General features: G+C 61.2%; 19 protein-coding genes. 9 read left to right on the top strand and 10 right to left on the bottom strand.

Annotated elements, in window-relative coordinates; translation table 11 throughout:
• Positions 1–27: 27 nt before the first annotated feature.
• The gene (locus PG898_RS01875; RefSeq protein WP_042648633.1) at positions 28–789 is read right to left on the bottom strand and encodes a lipoyl protein ligase domain-containing protein; all 762 of its coding nucleotides are present in this window, start codon (positions 787–789) and stop codon (positions 28–30) included.
• Between the two features lie 100 nt (positions 790–889).
• Entirely contained in the window at positions 890–2,287 is a 1,398-nt protein-coding gene (locus PG898_RS01880) for a nucleobase:cation symporter-2 family protein (protein WP_042648634.1), read from the bottom strand.
• Positions 2,288–2,531: 244 nt separating this feature from the next.
• On the opposite strand from PG898_RS01880, the gene PG898_RS01885 reads away from it, so the two are divergent.
• Positions 2,532–3,671 (top strand): GGDEF domain-containing protein, encoded by a 1,140-nt coding sequence (locus PG898_RS01885; RefSeq protein ID WP_042648635.1) that lies wholly within the window; start codon positions 2,532–2,534, stop codon positions 3,669–3,671.
• A gap of 30 nt (positions 3,672–3,701) precedes the next feature.
• Here PG898_RS01885 and PG898_RS01890 read toward each other — a convergent pair whose 3' ends face one another.
• On the bottom strand, positions 3,702–3,950 hold the full coding sequence (locus PG898_RS01890) for a DUF2498 family protein (protein WP_042648636.1): 249 nt from the start codon (positions 3,948–3,950) through the stop codon (positions 3,702–3,704).
• 128 nt (positions 3,951–4,078) lie between these two features.
• Entirely contained in the window at positions 4,079–5,458 is a 1,380-nt protein-coding gene (locus tag PG898_RS01895) for an MATE family efflux transporter (RefSeq protein ID WP_042648637.1), read from the bottom strand.
• Between the two features lie 120 nt (positions 5,459–5,578).
• On the opposite strand from PG898_RS01895, the gene PG898_RS01900 reads away from it, so the two are divergent.
• Both PG898_RS01900 and PG898_RS01905 read left to right on the top strand, forming a co-directional pair.
• The gene (locus tag PG898_RS01900) at positions 5,579–6,436 is read left to right on the top strand and encodes a helix-turn-helix transcriptional regulator (RefSeq protein ID WP_042648638.1); all 858 of its coding nucleotides are present in this window, start codon (positions 5,579–5,581) and stop codon (positions 6,434–6,436) included.
• A 55-nt stretch (positions 6,437–6,491) separates the two neighbouring features.
• A complete protein-coding gene (locus tag PG898_RS01905) occupies positions 6,492–8,186 on the top strand; it encodes an NAD-dependent malic enzyme (protein ID WP_042648639.1) in 1,695 nt (564 codons plus the stop codon).
• A 73-nt stretch (positions 8,187–8,259) separates the two neighbouring features.
• Here PG898_RS01905 and PG898_RS01910 read toward each other — a convergent pair whose 3' ends face one another.
• From PG898_RS01910 to PG898_RS01925, 4 genes are all read right to left on the bottom strand, one after another.
• Positions 8,260–9,336, bottom strand: a complete 1,077-nt coding sequence (locus PG898_RS01910) for an OmpA family protein (protein ID WP_042648640.1) — start codon at positions 9,334–9,336, stop codon at positions 8,260–8,262.
• Between the two features lie 229 nt (positions 9,337–9,565).
• Complete coding sequence (ompA, locus tag PG898_RS01915) at positions 9,566–10,567, bottom strand: porin OmpA (protein ID WP_042648641.1); 1,002 nt, start codon at positions 10,565–10,567, stop codon at positions 9,566–9,568.
• Positions 10,568–10,984: 417 nt separating this feature from the next.
• Positions 10,985–12,004, bottom strand: coding sequence for a porin OmpA (gene ompA, locus PG898_RS01920; protein WP_041206213.1), 1,020 nt, complete (start codon positions 12,002–12,004; stop codon positions 10,985–10,987).
• A gap of 308 nt (positions 12,005–12,312) precedes the next feature.
• On the bottom strand, positions 12,313–12,906 hold the full coding sequence (locus PG898_RS01925) for a hypothetical protein (protein WP_270823409.1): 594 nt from the start codon (positions 12,904–12,906) through the stop codon (positions 12,313–12,315).
• A 258-nt stretch (positions 12,907–13,164) separates the two neighbouring features.
• Here PG898_RS01925 and PG898_RS01930 point away from each other — a divergent pair, with 258 nt between their 5' ends.
• Positions 13,165–13,431 (top strand): helix-turn-helix domain-containing protein, encoded by a 267-nt coding sequence (locus tag PG898_RS01930; protein ID WP_005298604.1) that lies wholly within the window; start codon positions 13,165–13,167, stop codon positions 13,429–13,431.
• 194 nt (positions 13,432–13,625) lie between these two features.
• Complete coding sequence (locus tag PG898_RS01935; protein ID WP_043131154.1) at positions 13,626–14,987, top strand: sodium-dependent transporter; 1,362 nt, start codon at positions 13,626–13,628, stop codon at positions 14,985–14,987.
• Positions 14,988–15,056: 69 nt separating this feature from the next.
• Here PG898_RS01935 and PG898_RS01940 read toward each other — a convergent pair whose 3' ends face one another.
• On the bottom strand, positions 15,057–15,920 hold the full coding sequence (locus PG898_RS01940) for a patatin-like phospholipase family protein (protein ID WP_005333067.1): 864 nt from the start codon (positions 15,918–15,920) through the stop codon (positions 15,057–15,059).
• A 33-nt stretch (positions 15,921–15,953) separates the two neighbouring features.
• Positions 15,954–17,510, bottom strand: coding sequence for a sensor domain-containing diguanylate cyclase (locus tag PG898_RS01945; RefSeq protein WP_042648644.1), 1,557 nt, complete (start codon positions 17,508–17,510; stop codon positions 15,954–15,956).
• A gap of 210 nt (positions 17,511–17,720) precedes the next feature.
• Here PG898_RS01945 and PG898_RS01950 point away from each other — a divergent pair, with 210 nt between their 5' ends.
• The 4 genes from PG898_RS01950 to PG898_RS01965 all read left to right on the top strand — a co-directional run bounded on the left by PG898_RS01950 (position 17,721) and on the right by PG898_RS01965 (position 25,667).
• The gene (locus PG898_RS01950) at positions 17,721–18,773 is read left to right on the top strand and encodes an efflux RND transporter periplasmic adaptor subunit (protein WP_041206209.1); all 1,053 of its coding nucleotides are present in this window, start codon (positions 17,721–17,723) and stop codon (positions 18,771–18,773) included.
• Positions 18,773–21,919 carry an efflux RND transporter permease subunit gene (locus PG898_RS01955; protein ID WP_161507410.1) on the top strand — a complete coding sequence of 1,049 codons (3,147 nt, stop codon included), beginning with the start codon at positions 18,773–18,775 and terminating at the stop codon, positions 21,917–21,919. The genes PG898_RS01950 and PG898_RS01955 overlap by 1 nt, the downstream gene beginning before the upstream one ends.
• A 146-nt stretch (positions 21,920–22,065) precedes the next feature.
• A complete protein-coding gene (locus PG898_RS01960; protein WP_270823410.1) occupies positions 22,066–24,456 on the top strand; it encodes a YgiQ family radical SAM protein in 2,391 nt (796 codons plus the stop codon).
• A 326-nt stretch (positions 24,457–24,782) separates the two neighbouring features.
• On the top strand, positions 24,783–25,667 hold the full coding sequence (locus tag PG898_RS01965; RefSeq protein ID WP_270823412.1) for a reverse transcriptase domain-containing protein: 885 nt from the start codon (positions 24,783–24,785) through the stop codon (positions 25,665–25,667).
• Positions 25,668–25,843 lie beyond the last annotated feature (176 nt).

Consider the following 25,843-nt stretch of genomic DNA (forward strand, 5'->3'; position numbering starts at 1 on the left):
CGAGTCGTGGCTTTTTTGTGCGCTGCGCTATTTCCATGGACGGGCCTGTTCCCTCTCCCCCCGGGAGAGGGAACAGGGTGAGGGGGATAGTCCCTCGCTCAGCAGTCTATCCAGACATGCTCGCACCTTGTCCACCAACGCCTCGTTGCCACCGCGCCAGTCAATGCAGCTTGCCAGCGTGGTGGAGGTTCCTGTCATAAAGCGCAGTTCGCCGCCCGCCAGCTCGTAGAAGCGGCTCGCCATCCGGGTGCCTTCGTCCACGTCTCCCGCCACCAGCAACATGGCCTGGGCCAGCACGGCGCCTTGGTGATCCTGCCCTGGTGCCAGCCAGCGCTGGGCGGTGCCGGTTACCTTGCGACCCCCGATCACCAGATTGTACTGGCCGTCGCAAAACGATCCGGGCACGAAGTCGTAGTTTCCCGTCAGGCCGTATTCGCCCAACAGGGCCAGCAGCGGCGCCCCCAGCAGATGGTAATAGTGGCCAAGATCAGTGGTGGTGCGGGGCAGCAGCAGGGAGAGGTTGAGGATGCCCGCCCCGTGGGGCACGGCGGTGCCGCCGCTGTCACGCACAAATACGGGCCAGCCTTCGGTGGCGAGTTGTTCACAGGCGGCTGCGTAACAGGGGAGTCGGGTGTCTTTGCGGGTGATGATAAGGCACTGGGGCGCCTGCCAGAGGTGAGCGCGGGGCTGGCCATCATGGGCGCATTCTCGTAGCCAACGCCGCTCCTCGGCCAGTATCTGATCCGGGGTGTAGTTGGTGGGCAGGGAGGAAAGCAGGGTATAGGTCATGAAGGGCATCCTGAGCAGAGGCTGCCCAGCACAGTACCCGTGACGGAGGAGGAGGTAAAGCCCCGCACGGCGGGGCTTTACCTGTTCGCTCTGGAGAGCGTCAGGCCTGCGCGGCGCGGTGCTTGGGCAGCAGCAGGTTCATTAGGATAGCGGTGAGGCCGCCGGTGGCGACGCCGTAGGAGAGCACGCTCCTGGCCAGCTCCGGCAGGTGTTGCAGCACTTCAGGCACCTGAGCCACCCCAAGGCCCATGGCGAGCGACACCGCCAGTATCATCAGGGCGCGGCGGTCCAGCTCCTCGCGGGAGATGATGCGCACCCCGGCGGCGGCGATAGTGCCGAACATCACTATGGTGGCGCCACCCAGCACGGGTTCGGGGATCTGCTGCACTAGGCTGGCCACCGCCGGAAAGAGGCCGAGCAGGGCCAGCATGGCGGCGATGAAGAGGCCGACATGGCGGCTGGCGACGCCAGTCAGCTGGATGACGCCGTTGTTCTGGGCGAAGGTGGACATGGGGAAGGTGGAGAAGACCGCCGCCAGCATGGAGTTGGCGCCATCGGCCAGCACGCCCCCCTTGATCCGCGCCATGTAGACGGGCCCGTCCAGGGGCTCGCCCGAGATATCCGAGGTGGCGGTCATGTCGCCGATGGCTTCCAGCGCCGTCACCACGAAGATGATGGCGAGCGGCACGAACAGCTGCCAGTCAAAGCCGATGCCGTAGTGGAGCGGGAGTGGCACCATGATCAGGGGACCCTCGAAGGTAGGGGGGTTGACCTTGCCCAGCAGCAGGGCCACGGCGTAGCCCGCCAGCATGGCGATCATGATGGCAGAGAGGCGCAGCCAGGGGTTGCGACTGCGCTGCAGCAGCACGATGAGGCCGAGCACCAGCAGGGAGAGAAAGAGGTTGGTGTGGCTGGCGAAGCTGCCGTCAGAGAGGGCGGCGTAGCCACCACCCATGCTGATGAGGCCCACCTTGATCAGGGTCAGGCCGATGAGCAGCACCACTATGCCGGTCACGAGCGGGGTGATGATGCGCTTGACCAGGTGCAGGAAGCGGCTCATCACCACTATGGTGAGGGCGGCTGCCAGCATGGTGCCAAACAATGTGCCCAGCAGATCCTCGGTGGGCATGGCGGCCTGCTTGAGGGCGAGGCCGGAGGCGATGATGGGGCCGAGGAAGTTGAAGCTGGTGCCCTGCACCGAGAGCAGGCCCGAGCCGATGGGACCGAAGCGGCGGGTCTGGATGAAGGAGGCGATGCCGGACATGACCAGGGACATGGAGACGATGTAGCGGGTGTCGGCGGCGGGGAGGCCCAGGGCGTTGGCGATGATGAGGGGCGGGGTGATGATGGCGACAAACATGGCGAGCATGTGCTGCAAGGCGGCGAACAGGGTCTGGGGCAGGGGCGGGACCTCGTCGATGCCGTAGATGAGCTCGCTGTGAGCTCGCCTGGGGGGATGGGTCTCGGGAGTCGTGCGCGCGGCGGCAGCCTGTTCCATAAATACCTCGAAGTGTGTGGGGAGGGGGAGAAAATTGGGCGCTATTGTAGTGACTGAAATGGGGCTGACCAGCGCTAATTGGAGCGATAAAGGTTTATTTTTCGATGGGTTGAAACGTTTGCGCGCGGCGATTATGATCCGCCGGTTTGTGTGAGGCAGTTCTCGTTATAAATGGGGGACATGCTGATGCATCCAGGGAGGGACGGTGTAGAATGAGCCCTCAGTTGTAATATGGAGGCTCTGGATGCTGAAGCTGTCGGAGTTCTGGAGTGCCCGTGCCCACTCCGAAGATTTTACCCTGACCCGCATGGGCTTTATGACGGTGCGTCTTCGGTTGCTCACCTGCCTGCTGATGGTGGGGTTGCCCGCCTGGGCGCTGGTGGACTGGCTGACCCTGCCCGCCACTCAGTTTGACGAGCTGTTTCAGGTTCGGATCTTCTGCCTGCTGGCCCTCTCTCCGCTTATCCCCCTCTCCTATCTCATCCACTTCAAGCGCGAGCGCATGAAGCTGGCGCTGGGCTATCTGATGGCGGTGATGATGCTCTTCTCCCTCATCTGTCTGCACAGTTTCGGGACGGATCAGGAGTTGCAGGCGGGTTACATGGCGTTCCCCTATCTGCTCATCAGCCTGTTTGCCATCTTCCCCATCCCGCTCTCTCTCAGTCTGCAACTGGCAGGCGGCATCCTGATCACCATGCTGGCCGGCAACTGGCTGCTGGTGGGTCAGTCGCTCCTGAGCGTGCAGACCCTCAATCAGGTCTGGCTGCTGGGGTTGTTCACCGTGGCGAGTGCCTGGGTGCAGTGCGGCCAGCTCAACATGCTGTTGCAACTCTACCGGGAGTCCACCACGGACGAACTGACCGGCATGATGAACCGTCGCCTGCTGATGAAGCAGCTCGAGAAGGCCAGGGTCAGCATGATCCGCAAGCAGGCTCCCTTTGCCGTGCTGCTGCTGGATCTGGACAGATTCAAGCGCATCAACGACAGCTTCGGCCATCTGGCGGGAGATGCCGTGCTGAAAGAGGTGGCGGCGACCCTGGCGGAGCAGCTGGAGCCCGGCATGGTGCTCGGTCGCTACGGTGGGGAGGAGTTTGCCATCCTGCTGCCTAACTGCGCCGAGCTGGCCCAGGCGAAGCGGGTCGCCGAGCGACTGCGGGTGGCGGTGGAGGCGCGGCTGGTGAAGAGCCCGACCTCGGATGAACTGCTGGAGGTGACGGTGAGCATAGGCCTGACCCTGGCTCTGCGCGGGGAGGGGGTCGAGGAGCTGCTCAACCGGGCGGACGAGTGCCTCTATATGGCCAAGATGGCGGGTCGCAACTGCGTGGTGGGCGAACTGGCGAAGACGCCGGGCAAGCCCGGGCCCACCAAGACGGATGCCGCCTGAAGGCGGCATCTTGTCGGAGGGATTGCGATCTCAGCTCAGCCGGTACTTGCCTGACAACTGCTGGGCCAGCAGTTTGAACATGTTGAACACCGCCATGGTCTTGCCGGTCGGGGTGCCGTCCTCGGCCAGGAAGAATTCCCCCTTGAACACCAGGATCTCCCCCTTCTGCTCCACTGAATCGGCCCGCATGCCGTGGATGAAGTCTTCGTGGTCCTTGATGATGCCGTTGGCCATCTCCAGCAGGGCAGTCTCGGTGATCAGCTCTTTTTCTGGTTGCATGTGCGTCTCCTTAAACGACTACTGGCAGGGCGTGGTGTACCCGCCGCTGATTGAAGAGGCGGCCAGCATACTGCAAACCGGGATTTTCTGTCATTGATATGACCCCGCTTTTTGCCCTGCAAGCAACGTCACCCCATCACCAGATTCTTGAGCCAGTGACGCTGACGGATCCTGCGTTGCACCAGCAGTACCTTGGAGAGCTCCTCCAGCAGTACCACGGCCACCACCCAGGAGAGGGGCCAGCCCAGCAGGCTGACCGCCACCCAGGCGAGCGGCAGGCCGATGCACCACATGCCGACGATGTCGATGAAGATGCTGTAGTTCACATCCCCGCCCGAGCGCAGCACCCCGACGATGCCCACCATGTTGAACACCTTGAGCAACATGCCGAGGCACATGATGGCAAGTACCTGACCCGCTTCCCCCATCAGCTCGCCCGGCAGGTTGCCGACCCACAGCAGCAGGTTGGTCTGCAGCAGCCAGACGGCTATCCCCACCAGCAGGGCGCCAATGGGGGCGAGCAGCAGGAACAGCTGGGAGTGTTGCCAGGCCTCCTCATACTCCTCGGCCCCGAGCCGGTGTCCGAGCAGGGTGGAGCAGGCTACCGCCAGCCCGAAGAAGAGGGAGATAAGGATGCTCTCGAGCGTCCCCAGCGTGGTCATGATGGCCAGGGAGTCGGTACCGAGGTGGGCGTAGAGGAAGCCGTAGAGCAGCATCCCGAAAGCCCAGAGTCCGTCGTGCAGCAGCAGCGGCAGGGCGATCAGGGTGAAGCGCACCACCTCCTTGCGCCGAAAGGCGTCCCACCAGTCCTGTTTGCGCGGCACCAGGCGGGGCTCCTGGCGCCACACATAGATCAGCAGCAGCGTGGTCTGCAGCAAGCGTGAGAGAGTGGTGCCCCAGGCCGAACCGGCTACGCCCATCGCCTCGAAGCCGAAGTGACCGAAGATGAGGGCGTAGTTGAGGATGACGTTGGCGATGATGGCGATGATGCCGATCCGGGTGGGAGCGGCGGCATTACCGACCGAGCGCAGCGCCGCCTCCAGTGGCACGACTATGGCGGTGCAGAGGATGGTGGCGCCGGTGATCATCAAAAACTCGTCTGCGAGGGCGCGCAGCGCGGGATCCTGGCTGGCAAAGCCGAGCACGCTGCCCGGCGAGAGCACATAGACCAGGGCAAACGGCAGGCTCACCAGCAGGGCGCCCACCAGCGCCAGCGCCAGGGATCGGCGTACCCCGGCCAGCTCGCCGCGACCGTAATACTGTGCTGCCAACACCGAGACCCCGCCCGAGAGCCCCGCTATCACCAGCAGGTTGAAGAAGAAGACCCGGTTACCCAAGCCGACCGCCGCCACCGCCGTGGTGCCAAGCTGGCTCACCATCATGATGTCGATGAGACCGAGCAGGGAGAACATCATGGACTGCAGCGACACCGGCAGGGCCAGTCGCCACAGTCGGGTCATGAACTCACGGTCGGTGGTTTGTTTTAAAATCGCTTGCCAATAACTCATTTATGTTGACCGGGTATGTGAAAATCAAGGTTTGTCATGGGTATGATAGGGTCTGTCGCGGGTGGCTTCACTGTGAGTACCTCTCCGCTTTCTTGTTCAAAACTATCCTGTTGAGGTGTTATGGCATTTGTCAGCGAATGTCTTGAGATAGCCCCCGGCTGCGAGGAGCGGATGCTGGGGCGCGAAGGCTTGCCGCTGTTGGGGGAGGCGGGCATCTTCCTGACCGGCCTCTCCCGCTTACGGGATCACTACCTCATTCGCCGCAATCGGCCCGAGTTCCACATCCTGATGGTGAGCCATGATGAGGGAGGGGCCCTGCTGACGGATCAGGGGGAGCAGCCCATCCCCGCGGGATCGCTCATCTTCCTGCCGGCGGCTGTGCCCGGTGGCTTGCGGCTCACCGGCGAGCACTGGCAGATCAGCTGGATTTTGCTGGACGACGTACCGCGTTGGCAGCACCTGCACCGGCTTGGCCATCGCATCTGGCAGGGGGAGGAGGGGGATCAGCTCTATCATCTGCTCAGCCTGATGCAGGGGGAGGGGGTGAGATCCCCCTTGCAACCCCAGTTGCTGAGCCTGCTGCTGGCCTTGCTGGACAGGACCCTGCAAGGGGAGGTGCGCGGCACTCCGGAGCTGCGCTTGCAGGCGCTGTTTCGCCGGGTGGAGGCGCGCCTCGATGAGCCCTGGAGCGTGGTCCTGCTCGCCAGCCAGATGGCCTGCTCTGTGCCCCATCTGCATCGACTCTGCCAGCAGCTGTTTGGCATGGGACCCATGGCGAAGGTGACCGAGCTCAGAATGAACAAGGCGCGTCAGTTGCTGCTCTATACCAATTGGCCCCTCGGTGAGCTGGCCAGCCGGGTCGGTTACAGCGACGGCGCGAACTTTGCGAACCGCTTTCGCCGCCTCACTGGTCAGACCCCCGGCGCCTTTCGTCGCCTGGGTCGCAAACCTGTTGCCACGGATGTGCAAACCCTTTGAAATTGTTGGTCCAAGCTCATAGGATCGACGGGCCACACAGTCAAGGTACAGATCCATGTTTGAAGATAATAATCAGAAACGCCCCCTCTATATTCCCTACGCCGGTCCTGCCCTGCTGGAGACCCCTCTGCTCAACAAGGGCAGCGCCTTCACCAGCGAGGAGCGCAGCAGCTTCAATCTGGAAGGCCTGCTGCCCCAGAACATCGAGACCATCGAAGAGCAGGCCGAACGCGCCTATCGTCAGTTCATGGCGTTTGGCAACGACATGGACAAGCACATCTATCTGCGCAACATCCAGGACACCAACGAGACCCTGTTCTATCGCCTGCTGACCAACCATCTGACCGAGATGCTGCCGGTCATCTACACCCCGACCGTGGGCAAGGCGTGCGAGGAGTTCTCCAACATCTACCGCCGTGCCCGCGGCCTCTTCATCTCCTATCCGGACAAGGACAGGATCGATGACATGCTGCAAAACGCCACCAAGCAGAACGTCAAGGTGATCGTGGTCACCGACGGCGAGCGGATCCTGGGCCTCGGTGACCAGGGCATCGGCGGCATGGGCATCCCCATCGGCAAGCTGTCGCTCTACACCGCCTGCGGCGGCATCTCCCCCGCTTACTGCCTGCCGGTGGTGCTGGACGTGGGCACCAACAACCAGCAACTGCTCAATGACCCCTTCTACATGGGCTGGCGTCATCCGCGCATCTCCGGGGAGGAGTACGACGAGTTCGTCGATGCCTTCATTCAGGCGGTCAAGCGCCGCTGGCCCGAGATCCTGCTGCAGTTCGAAGACTTTGCCCAGGGCAATGCCACCCCGCTGCTCAACCGCTACAAGGACGAGCTGTGCTGCTTCAACGACGACATCCAGGGCACGGCCGCCGTGACGCTCGGCAGCCTGATCGCCGCCTGCAAGGCCTCGGGGGCCAAGCTCTCCGAGAAACGGGTCGCCTTCCTCGGCGCGGGCAGCGCCGGCTGCGGCATCGCCGAGCAGATAGTGGCGCAGATGAAGGCCGAAGGGCTGAATGATGCGGAGGCCCGTGGCCGGGTGTTCATGGTGGACCGTTTCGGCCTCATCACCGACAAGATCCCCAACCAGCTCGACTTCCAGCGCAAGCTGTCCCAGCCGCTCGAGCGGATCAAGGAGTGGCCGGTGGGGGACAACATCTCTCTGCTGGAGGTGATGGAGCACGGTCGTCCTGACATCCTGATCGGGGTCTCCGGCCAGCCGGGCCTGTTCACCGAAGAGGTGGTCAAGACCATGCACAAGCACTGTGCTCGTCCCATCATCTTCCCGCTCTCCAATCCCACCTCCCGGGTGGAGGCCACGCCGGCCGACCTCATTCGCTGGACCGACGGCCAGGTGCTGGTGGCCACCGGCAGCCCGTTCGCGCCGGTGGAGCACAAGGGCAAGCGCTACGTCATCGCCCAGTGCAACAACTCCTTCATCTTCCCGGGGATAGGCCTTGGCGTCATCGCCTCCGGCGCCACCCGGGTGACCGATGCCATGCTGATGTCCGCCAGCCGGGCGCTGGCGGAGTGCTCGCCGCTGGTGAAGGGAGAGGAGGGCTCCTTGCTGCCGGATCTGGCGGACATCCATCGGGTGTCCCGCTACATTGCCAAGATGGTGGCCAAGACCGCCATGCTGCAGGGCAAGGCGGTGCAGACCCCGGATGATGTGATAGACCAGGCCATCGAAGCGAACTTCTGGCGCCCGGAATACCGCCGTTATCGTCGCACTTCGTTCTGATCGAAGGTGCTGCAAAAAGCAGAAGGGATGCGCAAGCATCCCTTTTTTGTGCACGGCAGAGACGGATGGGGAATTATTGTGCCGGTTGTTCGGCAGCGGGTTCGGCAGTGGGCTCGGTGGCCGCTGGTGCGGCTTCCTGCACGCCGGTCACCCGGATCTCGACCCGGCGATCCGGGGCCAGGCAGTCGATGAGGGCAGCCCGGGCCTTGACGGCATCACACTGGGTGCCGGTCACCGGGTTGCTCTCGCCATTGCCCTGGATGCTCACCTTGTCGGCGGGCAGCCCCTTGCCGATGAGGAAGTCGGCCACGGTGCGTGCACGGGCTTCGGACAGCGCCTGGTTGTTGGCGTCCGAGCCGATGCGGTCGGTATAGCCCATCACCATGGCGTTGCCGTCCTTGGGCTTGACGTCGACGATCTGCTGGTAGAGGTCGTCCAGCGCGGCCATGCCTTCCGGCTTGAGCTCGGCTTTGCCAAAGGCAAACAGCACGTCCGAGCTCAGGTTGAAGGTCTGATCCACCGGCTCGGGGGCCGGCGGCGGGGCCACCACCATGGGGGCCGCCACCGGCAAGGCGGCTACGGTGCGGTTGGGGTGCAGTACCAGCTCTATGGTGGCGGTGCTGATGTCGCTGACCCAACGTTGGGTGCCGCTGCCCACCTTGTCGTTGTCCGAGTCATCCCCCACCCGCACCATGTAGCGATAACGGGCCTGGATGTCGATCCAGTCGTGCAACCTGGCGGTCATGCCTAGCCCGGCCAGTGGCGCCAGGTTGTCCTCGCTGCCGTTGATGGACTTGACGCTGTAGAGGTAACCGCCCCCCTCGGCAAACACCGAGAAGATGTCGTTCAATGGCAGGCGACCCAGGATCGACAGGGTTGCCCCCTGATTGCTGAACTCGTGACCATTGACGTCCCAGTCACCGCCCGACAGATAGCCCAGTTCTGCCCCCAGGTTTTCGGTGAAGTTGTAGCCGGCGAAGGCGTTGTACGCGGTGTCGTCGTTGCTGGCATCCTTGCTGAAGTCATCGAGATCATGGGCCCATGCCCAGCCCGCCCCCGCCCCTATATACCAGTCATGGACAGGTGCCGCCTGTGCCGCTCCCGTCGCCAATGCCAATGCAATCCATACCGGTTTCAGTCTTATGTTCATCGCGTTTCCTCGTCGATGTTGGGTGTTATAGGGCTCCCAGCCCTTTGTTATGTATAACCAACATTATGTATAGGCCATATGAGACGTTTAACCACTTAAGTGGCGACCCTGTATGGAAAATCTGTGAGGAGGATGACAACTATTTGGTCCCCGTGAGAGGGTGTGGAGGGTGGTGCAACGAATAAAAAAAGGGGCCGACTGGCCCCTTGTTTGGCTGCGGGTTGACCGCTTACTGTTGCACTTCCTGTACGCCGGTGACGCGCACTTCGACGCGGCGATCCGGTGCCAGGCAGGCGATCAGCTGGTTCTTGCCCTTGACGCCGTCACACTGGGTGCCGGTGACCGGATTGGCTTCACCACGGCCCTCGATGGCGACCTTGCCTGCCGGCAGACCCTTGCCAACCAGGAAGTCGGCCACGGTGCGAGCACGAGCTTCGGACAGCTTCTGGTTGTAGGCGTCAGAACCGATACGGTCGGTGTAACCCACCACCACGGCGCTGCCATCTTTTGGCTGAACGTCGACGATCTGCTGATACAGGGTGTTGAGGGCGGCAGTACCTTCCGGCTTCAGGGTGGACTTGCCGAAGGCAAACAACACGTCAGAGCTCAGGGAGAAGCTCTTGTCGACCATGACGGGCTCGGGGGCCGGCTCGGGAGCCGGTGCGGCTACAGGTGCCACATAGGCTTTGCGGTTCGGGTGCATCACCAGTTCCAGGGTGGTGACGCTCATGTCGGTCTTCCAGGTCTTCTGATCGTCACCCAGATCCCAGATGTAGCGATAGCGAGCCTGCAGGTCGAGCAGATCGGTGAGCTTGGCGCTCAGGCCCAGACCGGCCAGCGGCGAGGTGCCGTTGTCGCTGTCACCGTTGCCGTTGACGTGGTTGAAGTAGGCACCGCCTTCTGCGAACACGGAGAAGATGTCGTTCATGGGCAGGCGGGCGATACCGGACAGGGTCCCCCCTTGGGTCTTGAAGTCGACGCCGTCGACGCCACCCTTGCCGGCATAGAGATAGCCCAGCTCGGCGGCAAAGTTTTCGGTGAAGTTGTAGCCGCCGAACAGGGAGATCGCGGTGGCGTCCTTGTCGGCATCCAGACCGAAGGAGTCCAGGTCATGGCCATAAGCCCAACCTGCACCCATACCTGTGTACCAATCATCGGCCGCCTGGGCGGTGGACGTTCCCATGGCTGCAATAGCCAGAGCAATCAGGGTTGGAGCCATTTTCATTTTCATCATTTTATCCTCGTTGAGTTGCCGTGCTACGGGCGTACTGCGCACTCTTTGTTATACCGATCGCAGATGACATTTCATGATGCGATTCCGTGACCTGGTCACGGACGGCTTGAATAAAAAATGGATGGTAACCTGGATTCTCATGAAGCTGTTTCTCCATGGACAACTAACCGGGCAATAAGCACTTTTAATAGTTCATCCAATGTCTTACAAGCGTTGCTACTGTATTCTTTTGAATCAGCTTGATCAAGTTTCTGCACAGATATGCAGCGATGGGGTTGGTGCGACGAGGATGCGGACTGGCCAGAGAGGGAGGGGGAGACAAGGGGGTGAGACAGGAGGTGACGTTTGCGGTGACAGACATGCAAAAGGGGATGCCGTGGCATCCCCTTTTCGCGTTATCTGAACGGAGTCAGATTACTGCTGAACTTCCTGTACGCCGGATACGCGCACTTCTACGCGACGGTCCGGGGCCAGGCAGGAGATCAGCTGAGCCTTGGCGGTTACGCCGTTGCACTTGGTGCCGGTAACCGGGTTGGCTTCGCCACGACCTTCGATGGCAACCTTGCTGGCAGCCATACCCTTGCTGACCAGGAAGTTGGCAACGGTGCGGGCACGGGCTTCGGACAGCTTCTGGTTGTAAGCGTCGGAACCGATGCGGTCGGTGTAACCAACGACAACGGCGTTACCGTCTTTCGGCTGGAACTCGACGATCTGCTGGTACAGAGCGTTCAGGGCTTCCACGCCTTCGGCCTTCAGGCTGTCTTTGCCAAAGGCAAACAGCACGTCGGAGTTCAGGGCGAAGTTCTTTTCAACGATCTGCGGAGCAGGAGCCGGAGCTTCTTCAACAACAGGAGCCGGAGCCGGTGCTACGTAGGAAGTACGGAACGGGTGGTAAACGGCTTCCAGGGTCGCAACGCTCTGGTTGGACTTGTAGCGTACGTTGTCGGCGTGCAGGTCAGCCACGTCCCACATGTAGCGGTAACGAGCTTGCAGATCCAGCGCGTCGTTCACCTTGTAGGTCACACCGGCACCGGCCAGCGGGGATACCTTGGTATCGCTGGTGCCCATACCGTCGGTGTGGCCCCAGTAGGCGCCAGCTTCACCGAACAGGGAGAAATCGTTGCCCAGCGGCAGACGAGCGATACCGGACAGGGTGGCACCCTGGCTCTCATAACGGTTGCCATCGGTGTTGCCACGGCCGGTGTACTGGTAGCCCAGCTCGGAACCGAAGTATTCGTTGAAGTTGTAACCGACGAAGGCATTGGCAGCAGCCGCGTCTTCTTCACCAGTGTTCACGCCTTCGATCTTGTTCAGACCGTTGAAGTGAGTCGCACCGACACCGGCACCGAAGTAGATATCATCAGCGGCGTGTGCAGCAGTTGCACCCATGGCAGCCATGGCGATGGCGATCAGGGAAGGAGCCATTTTCATCATAAAATTAATCCTCGTTGAGATGGCACGTTGTTCACGTGCTTCGCACTTTGTAATTTATGTAAGCTGCTGGCTCTGCCGGGCAACAAGGGTTGCGCCGAGCAGGGATCCTAGATCCATCCAGGAGGCACGTTATCTGGGTGCACAAGTGTGCGAGTTGCGCTATCGAGAGCGCATACTTCGCCACGAACAGCCGATGTCATTCCGATGACGTGGCGCACTTTATGCTCATTTCAAAACATGATCAAGCTCACAGATAATCTGTGGGGCAGATTGTGTCGTATGGATAACTGGCTGTTTATCTGGATTTATTAGTGATCCAAGTAGGCGCGATGCAGCTTTCTCTCAAGCTTCATATAGGCCTCAGCCCAAGCGTGCTGCGGGGTGGCGATGGCGGCCCTGGTCGCGAAAACCGCGAGATAGTCGGCCTCAGTTGCTTCGCACAGCAAGGGTGTGAAGCTGAGTAAATAATGGCGGGCGAGATAGGGGTCCAGGGGCCAGATATTGAGGATGGCCCTGGCGACCGGCTGAATCGCGGCTGAACAGATGAAATGTTGATGACCGGCGTCCAGCCACTGGGCCATCTCGCGCAGGCCCTGTTCGGGCACTAGTCCACCATCCCCCTTCTCCGTCGACAGTGTCATGCGGTTACCATTGCCAAGCAGCAGGGAGCCATCTTCCAGAAAGACCCCATCGTGGTTGCGCAGGGACAGCGTGGTGGGGTGCTCGAGGTAGAGGCTGCACTTGTCCGAGAGGGAAGCCAGCACGGGAGCGGCCTCGCTCTGCATGACGGCGGGTAGCAAGAATGCCTCGGCTCGGGTTTGCTGACCCTGATGGAGCTGGCGGGGGAGGGAATCCGGGTCTGAATCCGGGTGAAGACGCGAGATGATGCCGGGGAATGCCATGCTGAATACTCTTTAAGGGATAACTGGCGAATTATACGAGTTATGGCCGTGGCAACAATAAAGGTTTCTCTTCGAGACTGTTTACCTGAGGCGACTCTGCGATTACCATCCCCGAGGTTTGTTAGGGTTGTCGTCGAAAGACGCTTATTAAAGATAGAGGCTCGACCATAACGAGTCCGTTCAAAACTGATACACTTGACTACGAGTCGTCGCGAAAAATAAAGGTGGAGTGAATCCGCCGAACGGAGTATGGAACACATGAATTCAAATATCGTAACTGTTGGCAAGAAGATCCGTCAGATCCGCGAAGCGGTTGGCCTGAGCCGTCCCAAGTTTGCCGATCTGCTGGGCGTCCCCCCGACTACCCTGAAGAACTATGAACTGGGTTACCGTGAAGTTGGAGGCGCCTTCCTGGTCGCCCTGGCTCATCACCCTGAACTGCACAAGTTCACCCTCTGGCTGCTGGCCGACAAGAAAGTCGCCGAAATCGGCCAGATCGGTCCGGACGATATTGCCAAGGCTTGATTGCTGAGCCTTGATAAAAATGCCGCCCGCGAGGCGGCATTTTTTATTTGTCAAAACAGACAGTTATTTAAATAAGTAATGCGTTGTGTGCTTCATGTGGCGATTTCAACCAAATCATCTTGGCAAGCTGGATTAATCCCCGGAAAATTCCGACCCTTTAAATTCAGGTCCCTGATCCACAGAGCGAGACACGCATGAGCAATACCCTTCCCAAAGCCAGAGATGGCTTTACCAGCACCTTCGGCGTGCTTGCCGCGACCCTGGGCTCGGCGGTCGGCCTTGGCAACATCTGGAAGTTTCCCTATCTGACCGGGGAGAATGGCGGCGCCGGCTTTCTGCTGGTCTATGTCATCGCCACCCTGCTGGTGGGACTGCCGGTGATGATCTCGGAGATCATGCTGGGGCGTCAGGCGAAATCCGATGCGGTGAGCGGGCTCATCAAGCTGGCGCCCAAGGGGCAGCCCTGGTGGCTGATCGCGGCCATGGGGGTGACGGCGGCCTTCCTCATCATGTCATTTTACTCCGAAGTGGCGGCCTGGGTATTTGCCTACATCTTCAAGGCGGCCAGCGGCGAGATCCTCTCGACCGATCCCGCCGTCACGGGGGCGGCCTTCAATGCGCTCATCACGGATCCCTTGCAGAGTCTGCTCTGGCAGTGGCTGGTGCTGGCCCTGATGGGGGGCATATTGCTGATGGGGGTGTCGAAAGGGATAGAGGCGGTCACCAAGCGGCTGATGCCGGTGCTGTTCATCCTGCTGCTGGTGATCGGCATTCGCAGTCTGACCCTGCCCGGGGCGAGCGAGGGGCTGCATTTCCTGTTCTCCCCTGATTTTTCCAAGGTCACCGCCGGCGTGGTGCTGACCGCCATGGGGCTGGCCTTCTTCAAGCTCTCCATCGGCATGGGCTGCATGATGACTTATGGCAGCTACTTTCGGGACGATCAGCACATTCCGCTCACCACGGTCAGGGTGATGTGCGCCGATCTGTTCGTCTCCATGCTGGCGGGGATCGCCATCTTCCCGGCGGTGTTTGCGTTCGGTTTCGAGCCGACCGCCGGTCCCTCCCTGCTGTTCATCACCATTCCGGCAGTGTTTGCCAGCATCCCGTTCGGCCACCTGTTCATGGTGCTGTTCTTCGTGCTCTCCGCCATCGCGGCAACGGGGGCTATGCTCTCCATTTTGGAAGTGCCGGTCTCGGTGCTCTCCGAGCGTTTCCACATGAGCCGAAGGAGGGCGACGCTGATCAACCTGCTGGTGCTGGGGGCGGTCGGGTCGACCTGTGCGCTCTCCAACAGCACGCTGGCGGACGTGCAGATAGCCGGCAAGACCTTCTTCGATCTGTTCGACTTCGTCTCCTCCAACGTGCTGATGCCTCTTGGCGGTATCTTCCTCTGCCTGTTCGTGGGCTGGGTCTGGGGCTTCGAGCGGATGAAGACGGCGCTGACCAATGGCGGCGAGCTGGAGCTGCCCATCCTCAAGCCGCTGTTCTTCATCATCCGCTATGTGTCGCCGCCACTCATCCTGATCGTGATGCTCAAGGGGCTGGGGCTGTTCTGAGCCTGCGGTCCGGACAGCAAAAGAGCGCCTGATGGCGCTCTTTTTCATTGGCGTGTCCCGGTGGTGCCCTCATATCAGACCGAGTCGGGAGAGTTCCTCCTTGAGCTGGTCCAGGTTGCGCTCGACGCAAGCCTCCCCCTCGTTGATGGCGTCGCTCGCGCGGTGGAAGTCCATGATGGAGAGGCTGCCAAGGCGAGGACAGAGCTGGATCTCGGGGGGATCCCCGGCCATGCGGGCGCGGGTGATCCGCTCCTGCATGATGTTGATGGAGCCGGTCATCACCCCCCACATGCCGGGCGTGCTGGGTTCTCCCCGGCCCAGCCACTGACTGAAGAGGCCTCCCGGTGCGGGCGCGTCCGGCTCGTCGGTCCAGGGCTGATGCAGGTCGGTGTTGAGGTTGACGGCGATCACCACCTCGGCCCCCATGGCGCGGGCCAGGGAGATGGGGACCGGGTTGACCACGGCGCCATCCACCAGCCAGCGATCGTCGATCCGGGTCGGGGTCAAAATGCCGGGCATGCCGCAGGAGGCGCGCACGCACTGGCGCAGCGGCCCCTCTTGCAGCCAGATTTCGCGGCCGGTATCGAGTTCGGTGGCGACGCAGGCAAAGGGCAGCGGCAGGCTCTCGATGGCGGGATCCCCCAGATGGTTGGCGGCGATGCCAAACACCTTGTCGCCGCGGAACAGACCGCCGGAGAGAGCGGGATCGAGCAGCCCCATCACCTGCAGGCGGCTGAAACCGCGTACCCAGGACTCCAGTTTGTCCAGCTCGCCGGCGGCATAGGCGGCACCGACGAAACTGCCGATGGAGCAACCGGCCACCAGATCCGGTTTGACACCGAGGCGCTCCAGCGCCCGTATGATGCCGATGTGCGCCCATCCTCGGGCGGCGCCGCTGCCAAGGGCCAGGCCCAGGCGGGGTTTTCGTGCCACAGTGCGTCTCCTGCTGTGAGTTGGGGGTTCAGCTTACTCCTGCTTCCCCCGTGCGTCATCCTGCCAGCCTTCACTGCGATTGCGACCATTGGCCTTGGCCTGATAGAGGGCGAGATCGGCACGGCGAATAGCCTCGTGCAGCTTGATCTCCGGGCGTTGACGGCAATGGCCGAGACTGATGGTCACCCTCAGCTCGGGGGCTATCTCGGTCCAGTCGTGTTCCGCAATGCGCAGCCGTAGCTGTTCGGCCAGCGGGGCCAGGGGCAGACCCTTGTCTGCGACCAGCAGCAGAAACTCCTCGCCACCCCAGCGGATCAGGGTGCACTCCCGGGTCAGCAAGGGCTGGCAGAGCTGAACCAGGCGGATCAGCACCTGATCGCCGATCCCGTGCCCGAAGCGGTCGTTGACCTGCTTGAAGTGATCGCAATCGAACATGATGACCCCGATGTGATGGCTGCCAGCCTGGGCGTAGCGGCGTTCGACGGCGTCGAAGTGGTGGCGGTTGAAGGCGCCGGTCAGTGCATCGTGGCTGGACAGGTAATTCAACCGACGGTTGAGGCGGCGGGATCGCAGGCTCGAGAGCGTCGCCACCACCAGGCAGAGCAAGGTGAGGAGCGCCGTTGCCGATTGCCACAGCAGCATCTGCAGCAGGGGCAGCAGCGAGATGCGGTGGATCAGGGTGAGCGGCGTAGCGGGAATGGGGTAGACCAGCTGCAACGCACTCTGCTGCCAGTGATACCCTTCCCGCGAGGCTTCCCTGGCCAGAGGTGGTGCCGTGCCGGACTGACTGCTGGCCAGGATCTGTCGGTGCTGATTGACCAGAAACAGGGTGCCAATCTGGGGGGCGAGACGGCGCAGGGTCTGCTCCAGGGTTCTGGTCTGAATGTCGATGCTGAGCAGACCGATGATCTGGTCACTCTGGGTGATGGGCTGGGACAGGGTGATCATCTGTCCCCGGCCGGCAAAATCCTGATATGGGCGTGACAACGTGGCGTGCTCGGAGGGCGGATGCCGGCCCAGCACCTCTTGCCAGTAAGACTTGTGGTAGATGGCGGGGTCAAAACGGAACTGGCTGGAGGGCACCCAGGGGTAGAGATAGATGAAGTCGTCCGTGCCGGTGAAGTAGATCCAGGCCACGTCCTTGTCCAGCAGCTTGCTCGCGGTGGCGAGCAGGGGAGAGAGGCTGAGGGCGAGATGCATTCTCGCCTCCCGCTGGCTGCCGCCATGGGGCAGCGGGTTCAGCCCGGTCAGGTTGCCGATGAGGGCGGGCGGCAGATCGATGGGGATGCGATCCAGGTTGATGCCGTGCTCCCCATCGACTTGAAGCGCCTGATAGAGCTGGCGCGAGAGCACTGACTGGGGGTTGCTGCGCAGGCGTTCCTCGGCCTGGCCGCGCATGGCCTCGAGGAAGGCCTCCATCCGCTGATGCTGGTTGCTCAGCTGGGCCGCAGTGTTGATGACGTCGCGCCGGTTCAGCTCGGTGATCTGGCGAAAGGCGTGTTGCAGGGCGAGCAGCAGCAACAGCAGGCTGAAACCCAGCAGCAGCCACTGCAAGCGATATTTGGCAAAGGCAGGGGGCAGTGTGGGCATGGGCGTACCGGGAAATGACGGGATCGGCACATCAGTGTAAGGCAGAAAATATCCACAGTCTCAGCTGGATGTGATTTTGATGATCTTCCCGCCGGGCTGTTACGTTTTGTCACATTTATACATAGTCACGGCATAGTCAGGGGGTAACATGGTGCCATCATTGATGAAGTTTCCTCTTCTCCTTCTCTCTTACCTTGCATGGATTGTCTGATGAAAATGCGCATATGGCTGTGGCTTGTCCCCCTTCTCCTGCTGCTGGGGGTCGGCGCCTGGACGCTTCGGCAGGCCGAACCGGCCAGCAAACCTGCACCAAGGCAGGTCAACATCCGGGCGGAAACGGTCAGGCAGAGCCTGGCAGAGCCCTCCATCAAGCTGGTCAGCAAGCTGGCGGCCAATCGCTCCGTGGTGGTCAGTCCCGAGGTGACCGGCCGCATCGTCAGGATTGCGGTGCGCTCCGGTCAGCAGGTCAAGCAGGGACAGACCCTGATCGCCCTGGATGCGGGCAAGCAGCAGGCGGAACTCGCCGAGCAGAGCGCCAGCGTGCGCGACGAGAGCCGCAAGCTGCGGGACATGCGCCGGCTGGTGGCGCGCGGTGCCATCACCACCTCCGAGCTGGAAGGGCAGGAGGCGACCGTGGCCCAGGCCCAGGCCCGGGTCGATGCGGCGCGCTATGAGCTGTCGCTGCGCACCCTGGCGGCCCCCTTCGACGGCACCGTCAGCCTGATCGATCTCAGCGAAGGGGCCCTGGTCAACAGCGGTGACGTGCTGCTCCATCTGGACGAACTGGCCAGATTGCGGCTCGATCTGGCGGTACCCGAGCGCTACCTCTCCCTTCTCAAACCCGGCATGACGGTGACGGCCACCAGCTCGGCCTGGCCGGATCAAGCCTTCTCTGGCGTGCTGGAGACGCTCGACAGTCGCATCTCCAACGAAACCCAGAACATCAAGGCGCGGGTCATCATCCCCAATCCCAGCGGCCAGCTGCGGCCCGGCATGCTGATGAACGTGGATCTTTCCCTGCCTGCCCAGAAGATGACCCTGATCCCCGCCCAGTCGGTGGAGTATGCGGGGGAGCTTCGCTTCGTCTACCGTCTCGAGGCGGACGGCCGGGTGAAGCGCATCCCGGTGGAACTGGGCGATACCCACGGCGAGGCCGTCTGGGTCATCAAGGGGCTGAACGTCGGCGATCGCATCGCGGTGGAGGGGCTGGTCAACCTGCGTGACGGTGCCCTGGTCCGCGATCTGACCGAGGTGAAAGGCTGATGTGGCTCTCCGATATGTCAGTGCGCCGCCCCCTGGTGGCGGTCGTCATCAGTGCCCTGCTCACCGTGTTCGGCCTGGTGGCCTTCGCCAAGCTGACGGTGCGGGAGATGCCGGACGTGCAGACGCCGTCCGTCTCCATCACCACCACCTATGAGGGGGCCGCCCCCGAGGTAATGGAGAGCCAGGTCACCAAGCCCATCGAGGATCAGCTCTCCGGCATCAGCGGCATCAAGAACATCAACTCGGTGACCCGCAAGGGGCGCTCCTCCATCACGGTGGAGTTCAAGCTCGGCTGGAACATGTTGGAGGGCACCTCGGACGTGCGCGACGCCATCTCCCGCGCCCGGCCGAGGCTCCCGGACGAGGCGGACGAGCCCATGGTCACCAAGGACAACGGCAACGGCGACGTGGCGATCTGGCTCAACTTCAGCAGCACCCAGATGGACCGCACCGCCATGACCGACTATGCCAACCGCATGCTGGTCGACTCCTTAAGCCTGGTGGACGGGGTGAGCGAGGTGTCCCTCTCCGGCGATCTGACCCAGGTGATGTATGTCAGGCTGCGCCCCGCCGACATGGCGGCCCGCGCCATCACGGTCGCCGACGTGCAGGATGCCCTCGAGCGGGAGAACATCGAGCTGCCCGGGGGGGAGATCCGCAACAACAGCATGACCATGGCGGTGCAGATCGCCCGTCTCTACCACAGCGCCGAGGATTTTCGTGCCCTGCCGGTGAAGACCGCCACCAATGGCCAGAGCATCTACCTGGCGGACATCGCCGACGTGGAGGTGGGGGCCAAGAACGAAGACAGCGCCTATCAGCGCAACGGCCGCGAGAGCCTGGGGATAGGCATAGTCGCGCAATCCACCGCCAACCCGCTGGCGGTGGCCCAGGGCATAGAGCGCAAGATGACCGAGATGCAGCGCTTCCTGCCGGAAGGGGCCCAGCTCGAGGTGGACTACGACTCCACCGTCTTCATCAAGCAGGCCATCGACGAGGTGTACGAGACGCTCGCCATCTGCGCCGTGCTGGTGGTTGCCGTGCTCTACCTGTTCCTCGGCCAGGGGCGCACCACGCTGATCCCGGCCATCACGGTACCGGTGTCGCTTATCTCCGCCTTCATCGGCGCCTGGTATCTGGGGTTCTCCATCAACCTCATCACCCTGCTGGCGCTCATCCTCGCCATCGGTCTGGTGGTGGATGACGCCATCGTGGTGGTGGAGAACATCCACCACCACCTGCAGCGGGGCGAATCCCCCCTGATGGCGGCCTGGCACGGTACCCGTGAGGTGGGCTTTGCCGTGGTGGCCACTACGGCGGTGCTGGTGATGGTGTTCGTGCCCATCGCCTTCATGGATGGCATGGTGGGCCGGCTCTTTACCGAATTTGCCATTTTGCTCTCCCTGGCGGTGCTCTTCTCCTCCCTGGTGGCGCTCACCCTGACCCCGGCCATGGGCTCCTGGCTGATGCGCGCCGTCGACAAGCCCAATGCCCTGACCGCGCTACTGGATCGGGGCCTTGGCCGGGTGGAGGCACAGTACCGCCGCCTGCTGGGCGCCGTGCTGCGCCGCTCCGTCTGGATGCCGCTGGTGCTGCTGCTCTGCCTCGGTGGCATCGGCGCCCTGTTTGGCAAGCTGCCCGCGAGCCTGACCCCGACCGAAGACCGCGGTGTCATCTATGTGTTCGTGAAAGGGGCCGAGGGCACCAGTATCGAGCGGATGAAGCGCAACATGCAGCAGGTGGAAGCCGCCATCATGCCGCTGCTCGGCAAGGGGGTGGTGCAGGCCATGAGTTTCAGCACCCCGGCCTTCGGGCGTGGCGGCGATCAGACCGGGATGGTCATCATCCAGCTCACCGACTGGGCGGTGCGGGACGAGACCGCCACCGAGTTTGGCCGCAGCTTGAGCGGGCGGCTGGCCGGCATTCCAGACGTGATGATCCGCACCTTCCAGCCAGGATTCAGGGGCGGCTCCACCGCCGCCGTGCAGTTCGTGCTGCAGGGCTCCGACTATGGGGAGCTCTATCAGCAGGGGCTGGCGCTGCAACAGGCCGCCGGCCAGAGCGGGCTGATGCTGACCCCGGATCTCGACTACGCCGAGAAGACCCCGGAGCTGCAGGTGACCATAGAGCGGGAGCGGGCCAGCCAGCTCGGCATTCCGGTCTCCACCGTGGCGAGCTCGCTTCAGGCTCTGCTCGGCGGCGTCAGCCAGACCACCTATGTGGACAGAGGCGAGGAGTATGACGTCTACCTGAGGGCCAACCAGGCCCAGTTCAACGGTATCTCGGATGTGAGCCGCATCTATCTCAGGGCCGCCAGTGGCGAGATGGTGAGCCTCTCCACCCTGGCGACCGTCACCCAGGTGGCGAGCCCGCAGCGGCTCAACCACTACCAGCGTCAGAAGGCGATTGCCCTGACCGCAGACGTGGCCCCCGGCCACACCCTGGGGGAGGCGCTCGACTTCCTCGATGGCTGGGCCGCGGATCACCTGCCGAGCGGCATGACGGTGGATTACGCCGGTGAGTCCAAGGATTATCGCGACAACCAGGGGGAGATGGTGATGGTGTTCGGCCTCGCCCTGCTGGTGGTCTATCTGGTGCTGGTGGCCCAGTTCGAGAGCCTGCTGACCCCGGCCGTGGTGATGGTGACGGTGCCGCTCGGCATCTTCGGCGGCCTGCTTGGCCTCTGGCTGACGGGACAGGAGCTCAGCATCTACAGCCAGATAGGGATGATCATGCTGATCGGCATGGTGACCAAGAACGGCATCCTCATCGTGGAGTTCATCAACCAGTTGCGCCAGCGGGGGGAATCCTTCGAGGAGGCCATCATCGCAGGCTCGGTGCGTCGGCTGCGGCCCATCCTGATGACCTCGCTGACCGCCATCATAGGCGCGGTGCCGCTGATGGTCTCCATGGGGGCGGGGTATGAGAGCCGGATGGCCGTGGGCACCGTGGTCTTCTTCGGGTTGTCGCTCGCGACCCTGGTTACCCTGCTGATCGTGCCCGCCATCTATCACCTGCTGGCCAGACGGGCGGGGATGACAGGGGCGCGGGATCTGCTGGTGGACGAGGCGCTGGCGGTTGATGTCGACAGCGTCCCCCCGGCGCCGGAGGCCGCGTCTAATACGAGGGACAAACCGGCCGCCTGATCCTTCTCCCGTAAAAGCGAGCCACCTACGCAGGCTGGCTCGCTTTTCCCCCGCGCTTACCCTGCGAATAGTGGGGGCAAAAAGCCATCGCCCCCGCTCTGCTCTGCCGGTATAATGCGCGACCCGAATTGTTCCAGGTGTTCAAAATGCAGCCGGTTACCCACCTTTTCTCCTATCCCCGCTACTGGGCCGAGTGCTACGGCACGGCGCCCTTCCTGCCCATGTCCAGAGCGGAGATGGACAAGCTCGGCTGGGACAGTTGTGACATCGTCCTGGTGACCGGTGACGCCTACGTGGATCACCCGAGCTTCGGCATGGCGGTCATCGGCCGCATGCTGGAATCCCAGGGCTTTCGGGTCGGTATCATCGCCCAGCCGGACTGGTCATCGAAGGATGACTTCATGCGCCTGGGCAAGCCGAACCTCTTCTACGGGGTGACCGCGGGCAACATGGACTCCATGATCAACCGCTATACCTCCGACAAGAAGCTGCGCCACGACGACGCCTACACCCCGGGCGACGTGGGCGGCAAGCGGCCGGATCGCGCCACTCTGGTCTATACCCAGCGCTGCAAAGAGGCCTATAAAGAGGTGCCTGTGGTGATCGGTGGCATCGAGGCTTCCTTACGCCGTATCGCCCACTACGACTACTGGTCCGAGACCATCCGCCGCTCCATCCTGCTGGACGCCAAGGCCGACATCCTCATCTACGGCAACGCCGAGCGGCCGCTCATCGAGGTGGCGCACCGCATCGCGGGTGGCGAGACCATCGACACCATGCAGGACATTCGTGGCACCGCCGTCATCCGCCGTGAGCCGCTGCCGGGCTGGCGCGGGGTGGATTCGAGCAAGCTCGACCAGATTGGCCGCATCGATCCCATCATGAACCCCTATATGGAAGGGGCGCCCTGCTCTGACGACGAAGGCACCGCGCCGGTGGAGCAGGAGGCCAAGCCCGTGCTGGTGCAGCCGCCCAAGCAGAAACCCTGGGAGAAGACCTACGTCAAGCTGCCGGCGTTCGAGCGGGTCAAAGAGGACAAGGTGCTCTACGCCCATGCGTCCCGCATCCTGCACCACGAGACCAACCCGGGCTGTGCCCGCGCGCTCTCCCAGGCTCACGGCGATCGCATCATCTGGGTCAACCCGCCCGCCTTCCCGCTCGAAACTGACGAGATGGATGGCGTGTTCGGCCTGCCGTACCAGCGGGTGCCGCACCCGGCCTATGGCAACGAGAAGATCCCGGCCTACGAGATGATCAAGACCTCGGTCAACATCATGCGTGGCTGCTTCGGTGGCTGCTCCTTCTGCTCCATCACGGAGCACGAGGGGCGCATCATCCAGAGCCGCTCGGAAGAGTCGATCATCAAGGAAATCGAAGAGATCCGCGACAAGGTGCCGGGCTTCACCGGCGTCATCTCGGATCTCGGCGGCCCCACCGCCAACATGTACCGCTTACGCTGCAAGAGCCCCAAGGCCGAGCAGACCTGCCGCCGTGCCTCCTGCGTCTGGCCCACCATCTGCCCGCACATGGACACCGACCATACCCCGACCATCAACCTCTACCGCAAGGCGCGGGATGTGAAGGGGATCAAGAAAATCCTGATCGCCTCCGGGGTGCGTTACGACATCGCGGTGGAAGATCCGCGCTACATCAAGGAGCTGGCCAAGTACCACGTCGGCGGCTACCTGAAAATTGCGCCCGAGCACACCGAAGAGGGCCCGCTCTCCAAGATGATGAAGCCGGGCATGGGCAGCTACTACAGCTTCAAGGAGCTGTTCGACAAGTACTCCAAGGAGGCGGGCAAGCAGCAGTACCTGATCCCCTACTTCATCTCGGCCCACCCGGGGACGACTGACGAAGATATGGTGAACATGGCGCTCTGGGTCAAGACCAACCGCTTCAAGCTCGATCAGGTGCAGAACTTCTACCCGTCTCCGCTGGCCAACGCCACCACCATGTATTACACCGAGAAAAACCCGCTCAACAAGGTGAGCCGCCAGGGCGGGGACGTGTTCGTGGTGAAAGGGGAGCGTCGCCGCCGCCTGCACAAGGCGCTGCTGCGCTATCACGATCCGGCCGGCTGGCCCATGATCCGCGAAGCCCTGCTGGAGATGGGCAAGGGCCACCTGATCGGCAACGGCCCCGACTGCCTGGTGCCGCCGGAAGGCCGTGGCGAAGCCAAGGCCGAGCGCAGCCGCAACAAGGGCCTCAAGCCAGCCCTTACCCGTCACAGCGCCATCACCCATCAGCGCAGCAATGGGGCGGACAGCAAGGCCGCTGTTGCGGGCAATGCGCCTGCTGCTGCCAAGAACGGCAAGGCGGGCAATGGCAAGCCAGTAGGCTCCCAGCTCAGCAAAGGGCCCGGCAACGGCAAACCTGCCGCGCAAGGCACAGGTCAAGGTAAACCGGCCGGCAAACCCGCCCACAAGGGCAAGGCCCCGACCCGCGCGGGTTCAGCCAAGCCGGGCGCCAAACCCGCCACTCAAGGCGGCAAGCCTGCGGCCAAAGGAAACGGTGCCAAGCGACCTGCTCGGTGAGTTTTCCTGATTGGGAAGCGATAGAAATAAAAAAGGCGACCGGAAGGTCGCCTTTTTATTGATTTATGGTCGGTTCTGAACCTGTGAACCAAAACATATAAATAAACGATATATAGCTCACATTTCGATTGTGTACTATTTGATAGATAAATTTAAAATAGGTAGGGTGAAAAAGGTTTATGGGCAGATATTGGATCGCGGTTCGCGATCAGTGAAAAAAACGTCCGAAAGGATTGCCCGAAGGTATCACGTTGTCAGACGCTCTCCGTAGTTCTTGTCACGTTTGCGTAGGAGTGCCCATAAACCACTTCTAAAGGTGATATCCTATGTCAAAGTTACAAGATCTGAAAAAAGCGACCACGAAACCTGACTTAGCTCATGTATTGGGCGTTAAGCCATCGGTTCTCACATATTGTTTATATGTATTAAAAACTGAGAATCAGTACACACAATTTAAAATACCTAAAAAAACTGGTGGTGAGCGAGTAATAAATGCACCAACGGGTAAATTAAAAACAATACAATCTTTATTATCTAACCTATTGCTTGATTGTTTAGATGAAATAAATCACAAAGCGTTTCCAAAATCGCAGTTAGCAAAGGAGACGGTAAAAAATGCTGAAGTGCTAAAAATTAAATGTTCAACCGCATTAGTTAAGCAACCAGCTCTTTCTCATGGATTTGAAAGAAAACGCTCGATTATAACAAATGCGATGATGCACTTGGGGAAAAAGCAGGTTTTTAATATTGATTTGGAAGATTTTTTTGGAAGTTTTAATTTCGGACGGGTTAGGGGGTTTTTCATAAAAAATAGAAATTTTGAACTACACCCTGAAATTGCAACCGTTATAGCTAAAATAGCTTGTCATAATGATGAATTACCTCAGGGGAGCCCTTGTTCCCCAGTAATAACTAATCTTATAACTCATGCTTTAGATATAAAACTGGCACGAATGGCATCAAAAAATTCTTGTATATACACAAGGTATGCTGATGATATAACTTTTTCTAGTAGAGAAAGTACATTATCAAAAAATATTGCTTATGAAGATGATAATGTTTTTGTTGTGAGCAAAAAACTTAGAGCTGAGATAACGCGGTCTGGCTTTACTATTAATGATAAAAAAACACGAAATCAATATAAAGACTCAAGGCAAGAGGTAACTGGTTTAGGGAAGGTGCGAATAAGCGGGGAAATTCTTCTCGGCTGACTCAGTCATTTCATTTTTTCAGTTTGAGCCGATCTTTTCTCCCGTAAATGCCTTGAATCAGCCTATTTAGACCGTTTCTTCGCCATTTAAGGCGTTATCCCCAGTTTTTAGTGAGATCTCTCCCACTGACGTATCATTTGGTCCGCCCGAAACAGGTTGGCCAGCGTGAATAACAT

Origin of the sequence: Aeromonas sp. QDB31 (assembly GCF_027707605.1) — a bacterium.
In the GTDB taxonomy this organism is placed as follows: domain Bacteria; phylum Pseudomonadota; class Gammaproteobacteria; order Enterobacterales; family Aeromonadaceae; genus Aeromonas; species Aeromonas media.

What these genes read in the sequence shown, in the direction of transcription:
- PG898_RS01875 (WP_042648633.1), bottom strand. Translation starts at nt 789, where the DNA reads ATGACCTATACCCTGCTTTCCTCCCTGCCCACCAACTACACCCCGGAT.
- PG898_RS01880 (WP_042648634.1), bottom strand. Translation starts at nt 2,287, where the DNA reads ATGGAACAGGCTGCCGCCGCGCGCACGACTCCCGAGACCCATCCCCCC.
- PG898_RS01885 (WP_042648635.1), top strand. Translation starts at nt 2,532, where the DNA reads ATGCTGAAGCTGTCGGAGTTCTGGAGTGCCCGTGCCCACTCCGAAGAT.
- PG898_RS01890 (WP_042648636.1), bottom strand. Translation starts at nt 3,950, where the DNA reads ATGCAACCAGAAAAAGAGCTGATCACCGAGACTGCCCTGCTGGAGATG.
- PG898_RS01895 (WP_042648637.1), bottom strand. Translation starts at nt 5,458, where the DNA reads ATGAGTTATTGGCAAGCGATTTTAAAACAAACCACCGACCGTGAGTTC.
- PG898_RS01900 (WP_042648638.1), top strand. Translation starts at nt 5,579, where the DNA reads ATGGCATTTGTCAGCGAATGTCTTGAGATAGCCCCCGGCTGCGAGGAG.
- PG898_RS01905 (WP_042648639.1), top strand. Translation starts at nt 6,492, where the DNA reads ATGTTTGAAGATAATAATCAGAAACGCCCCCTCTATATTCCCTACGCC.
- PG898_RS01910 (WP_042648640.1), bottom strand. Translation starts at nt 9,336, where the DNA reads ATGAACATAAGACTGAAACCGGTATGGATTGCATTGGCATTGGCGACG.
- ompA (WP_042648641.1), bottom strand. Translation starts at nt 10,567, where the DNA reads ATGAAAATGAAAATGGCTCCAACCCTGATTGCTCTGGCTATTGCAGCC.
- ompA (WP_041206213.1), bottom strand. Translation starts at nt 12,004, where the DNA reads ATGATGAAAATGGCTCCTTCCCTGATCGCCATCGCCATGGCTGCCATG.
- PG898_RS01925 (WP_270823409.1), bottom strand. Translation starts at nt 12,906, where the DNA reads ATGGCATTCCCCGGCATCATCTCGCGTCTTCACCCGGATTCAGACCCG.
- PG898_RS01930 (WP_005298604.1), top strand. Translation starts at nt 13,165, where the DNA reads ATGAATTCAAATATCGTAACTGTTGGCAAGAAGATCCGTCAGATCCGC.
- PG898_RS01935 (WP_043131154.1), top strand. Translation starts at nt 13,626, where the DNA reads ATGAGCAATACCCTTCCCAAAGCCAGAGATGGCTTTACCAGCACCTTC.
- PG898_RS01945 (WP_042648644.1), bottom strand. Translation starts at nt 17,510, where the DNA reads ATGCCCACACTGCCCCCTGCCTTTGCCAAATATCGCTTGCAGTGGCTG.
- PG898_RS01950 (WP_041206209.1), top strand. Translation starts at nt 17,721, where the DNA reads ATGAAAATGCGCATATGGCTGTGGCTTGTCCCCCTTCTCCTGCTGCTG.
- PG898_RS01955 (WP_161507410.1), top strand. Translation starts at nt 18,773, where the DNA reads ATGTGGCTCTCCGATATGTCAGTGCGCCGCCCCCTGGTGGCGGTCGTC.
- PG898_RS01960 (WP_270823410.1), top strand. Translation starts at nt 22,066, where the DNA reads ATGCAGCCGGTTACCCACCTTTTCTCCTATCCCCGCTACTGGGCCGAG.
- PG898_RS01965 (WP_270823412.1), top strand. Translation starts at nt 24,783, where the DNA reads ATGTCAAAGTTACAAGATCTGAAAAAAGCGACCACGAAACCTGACTTA.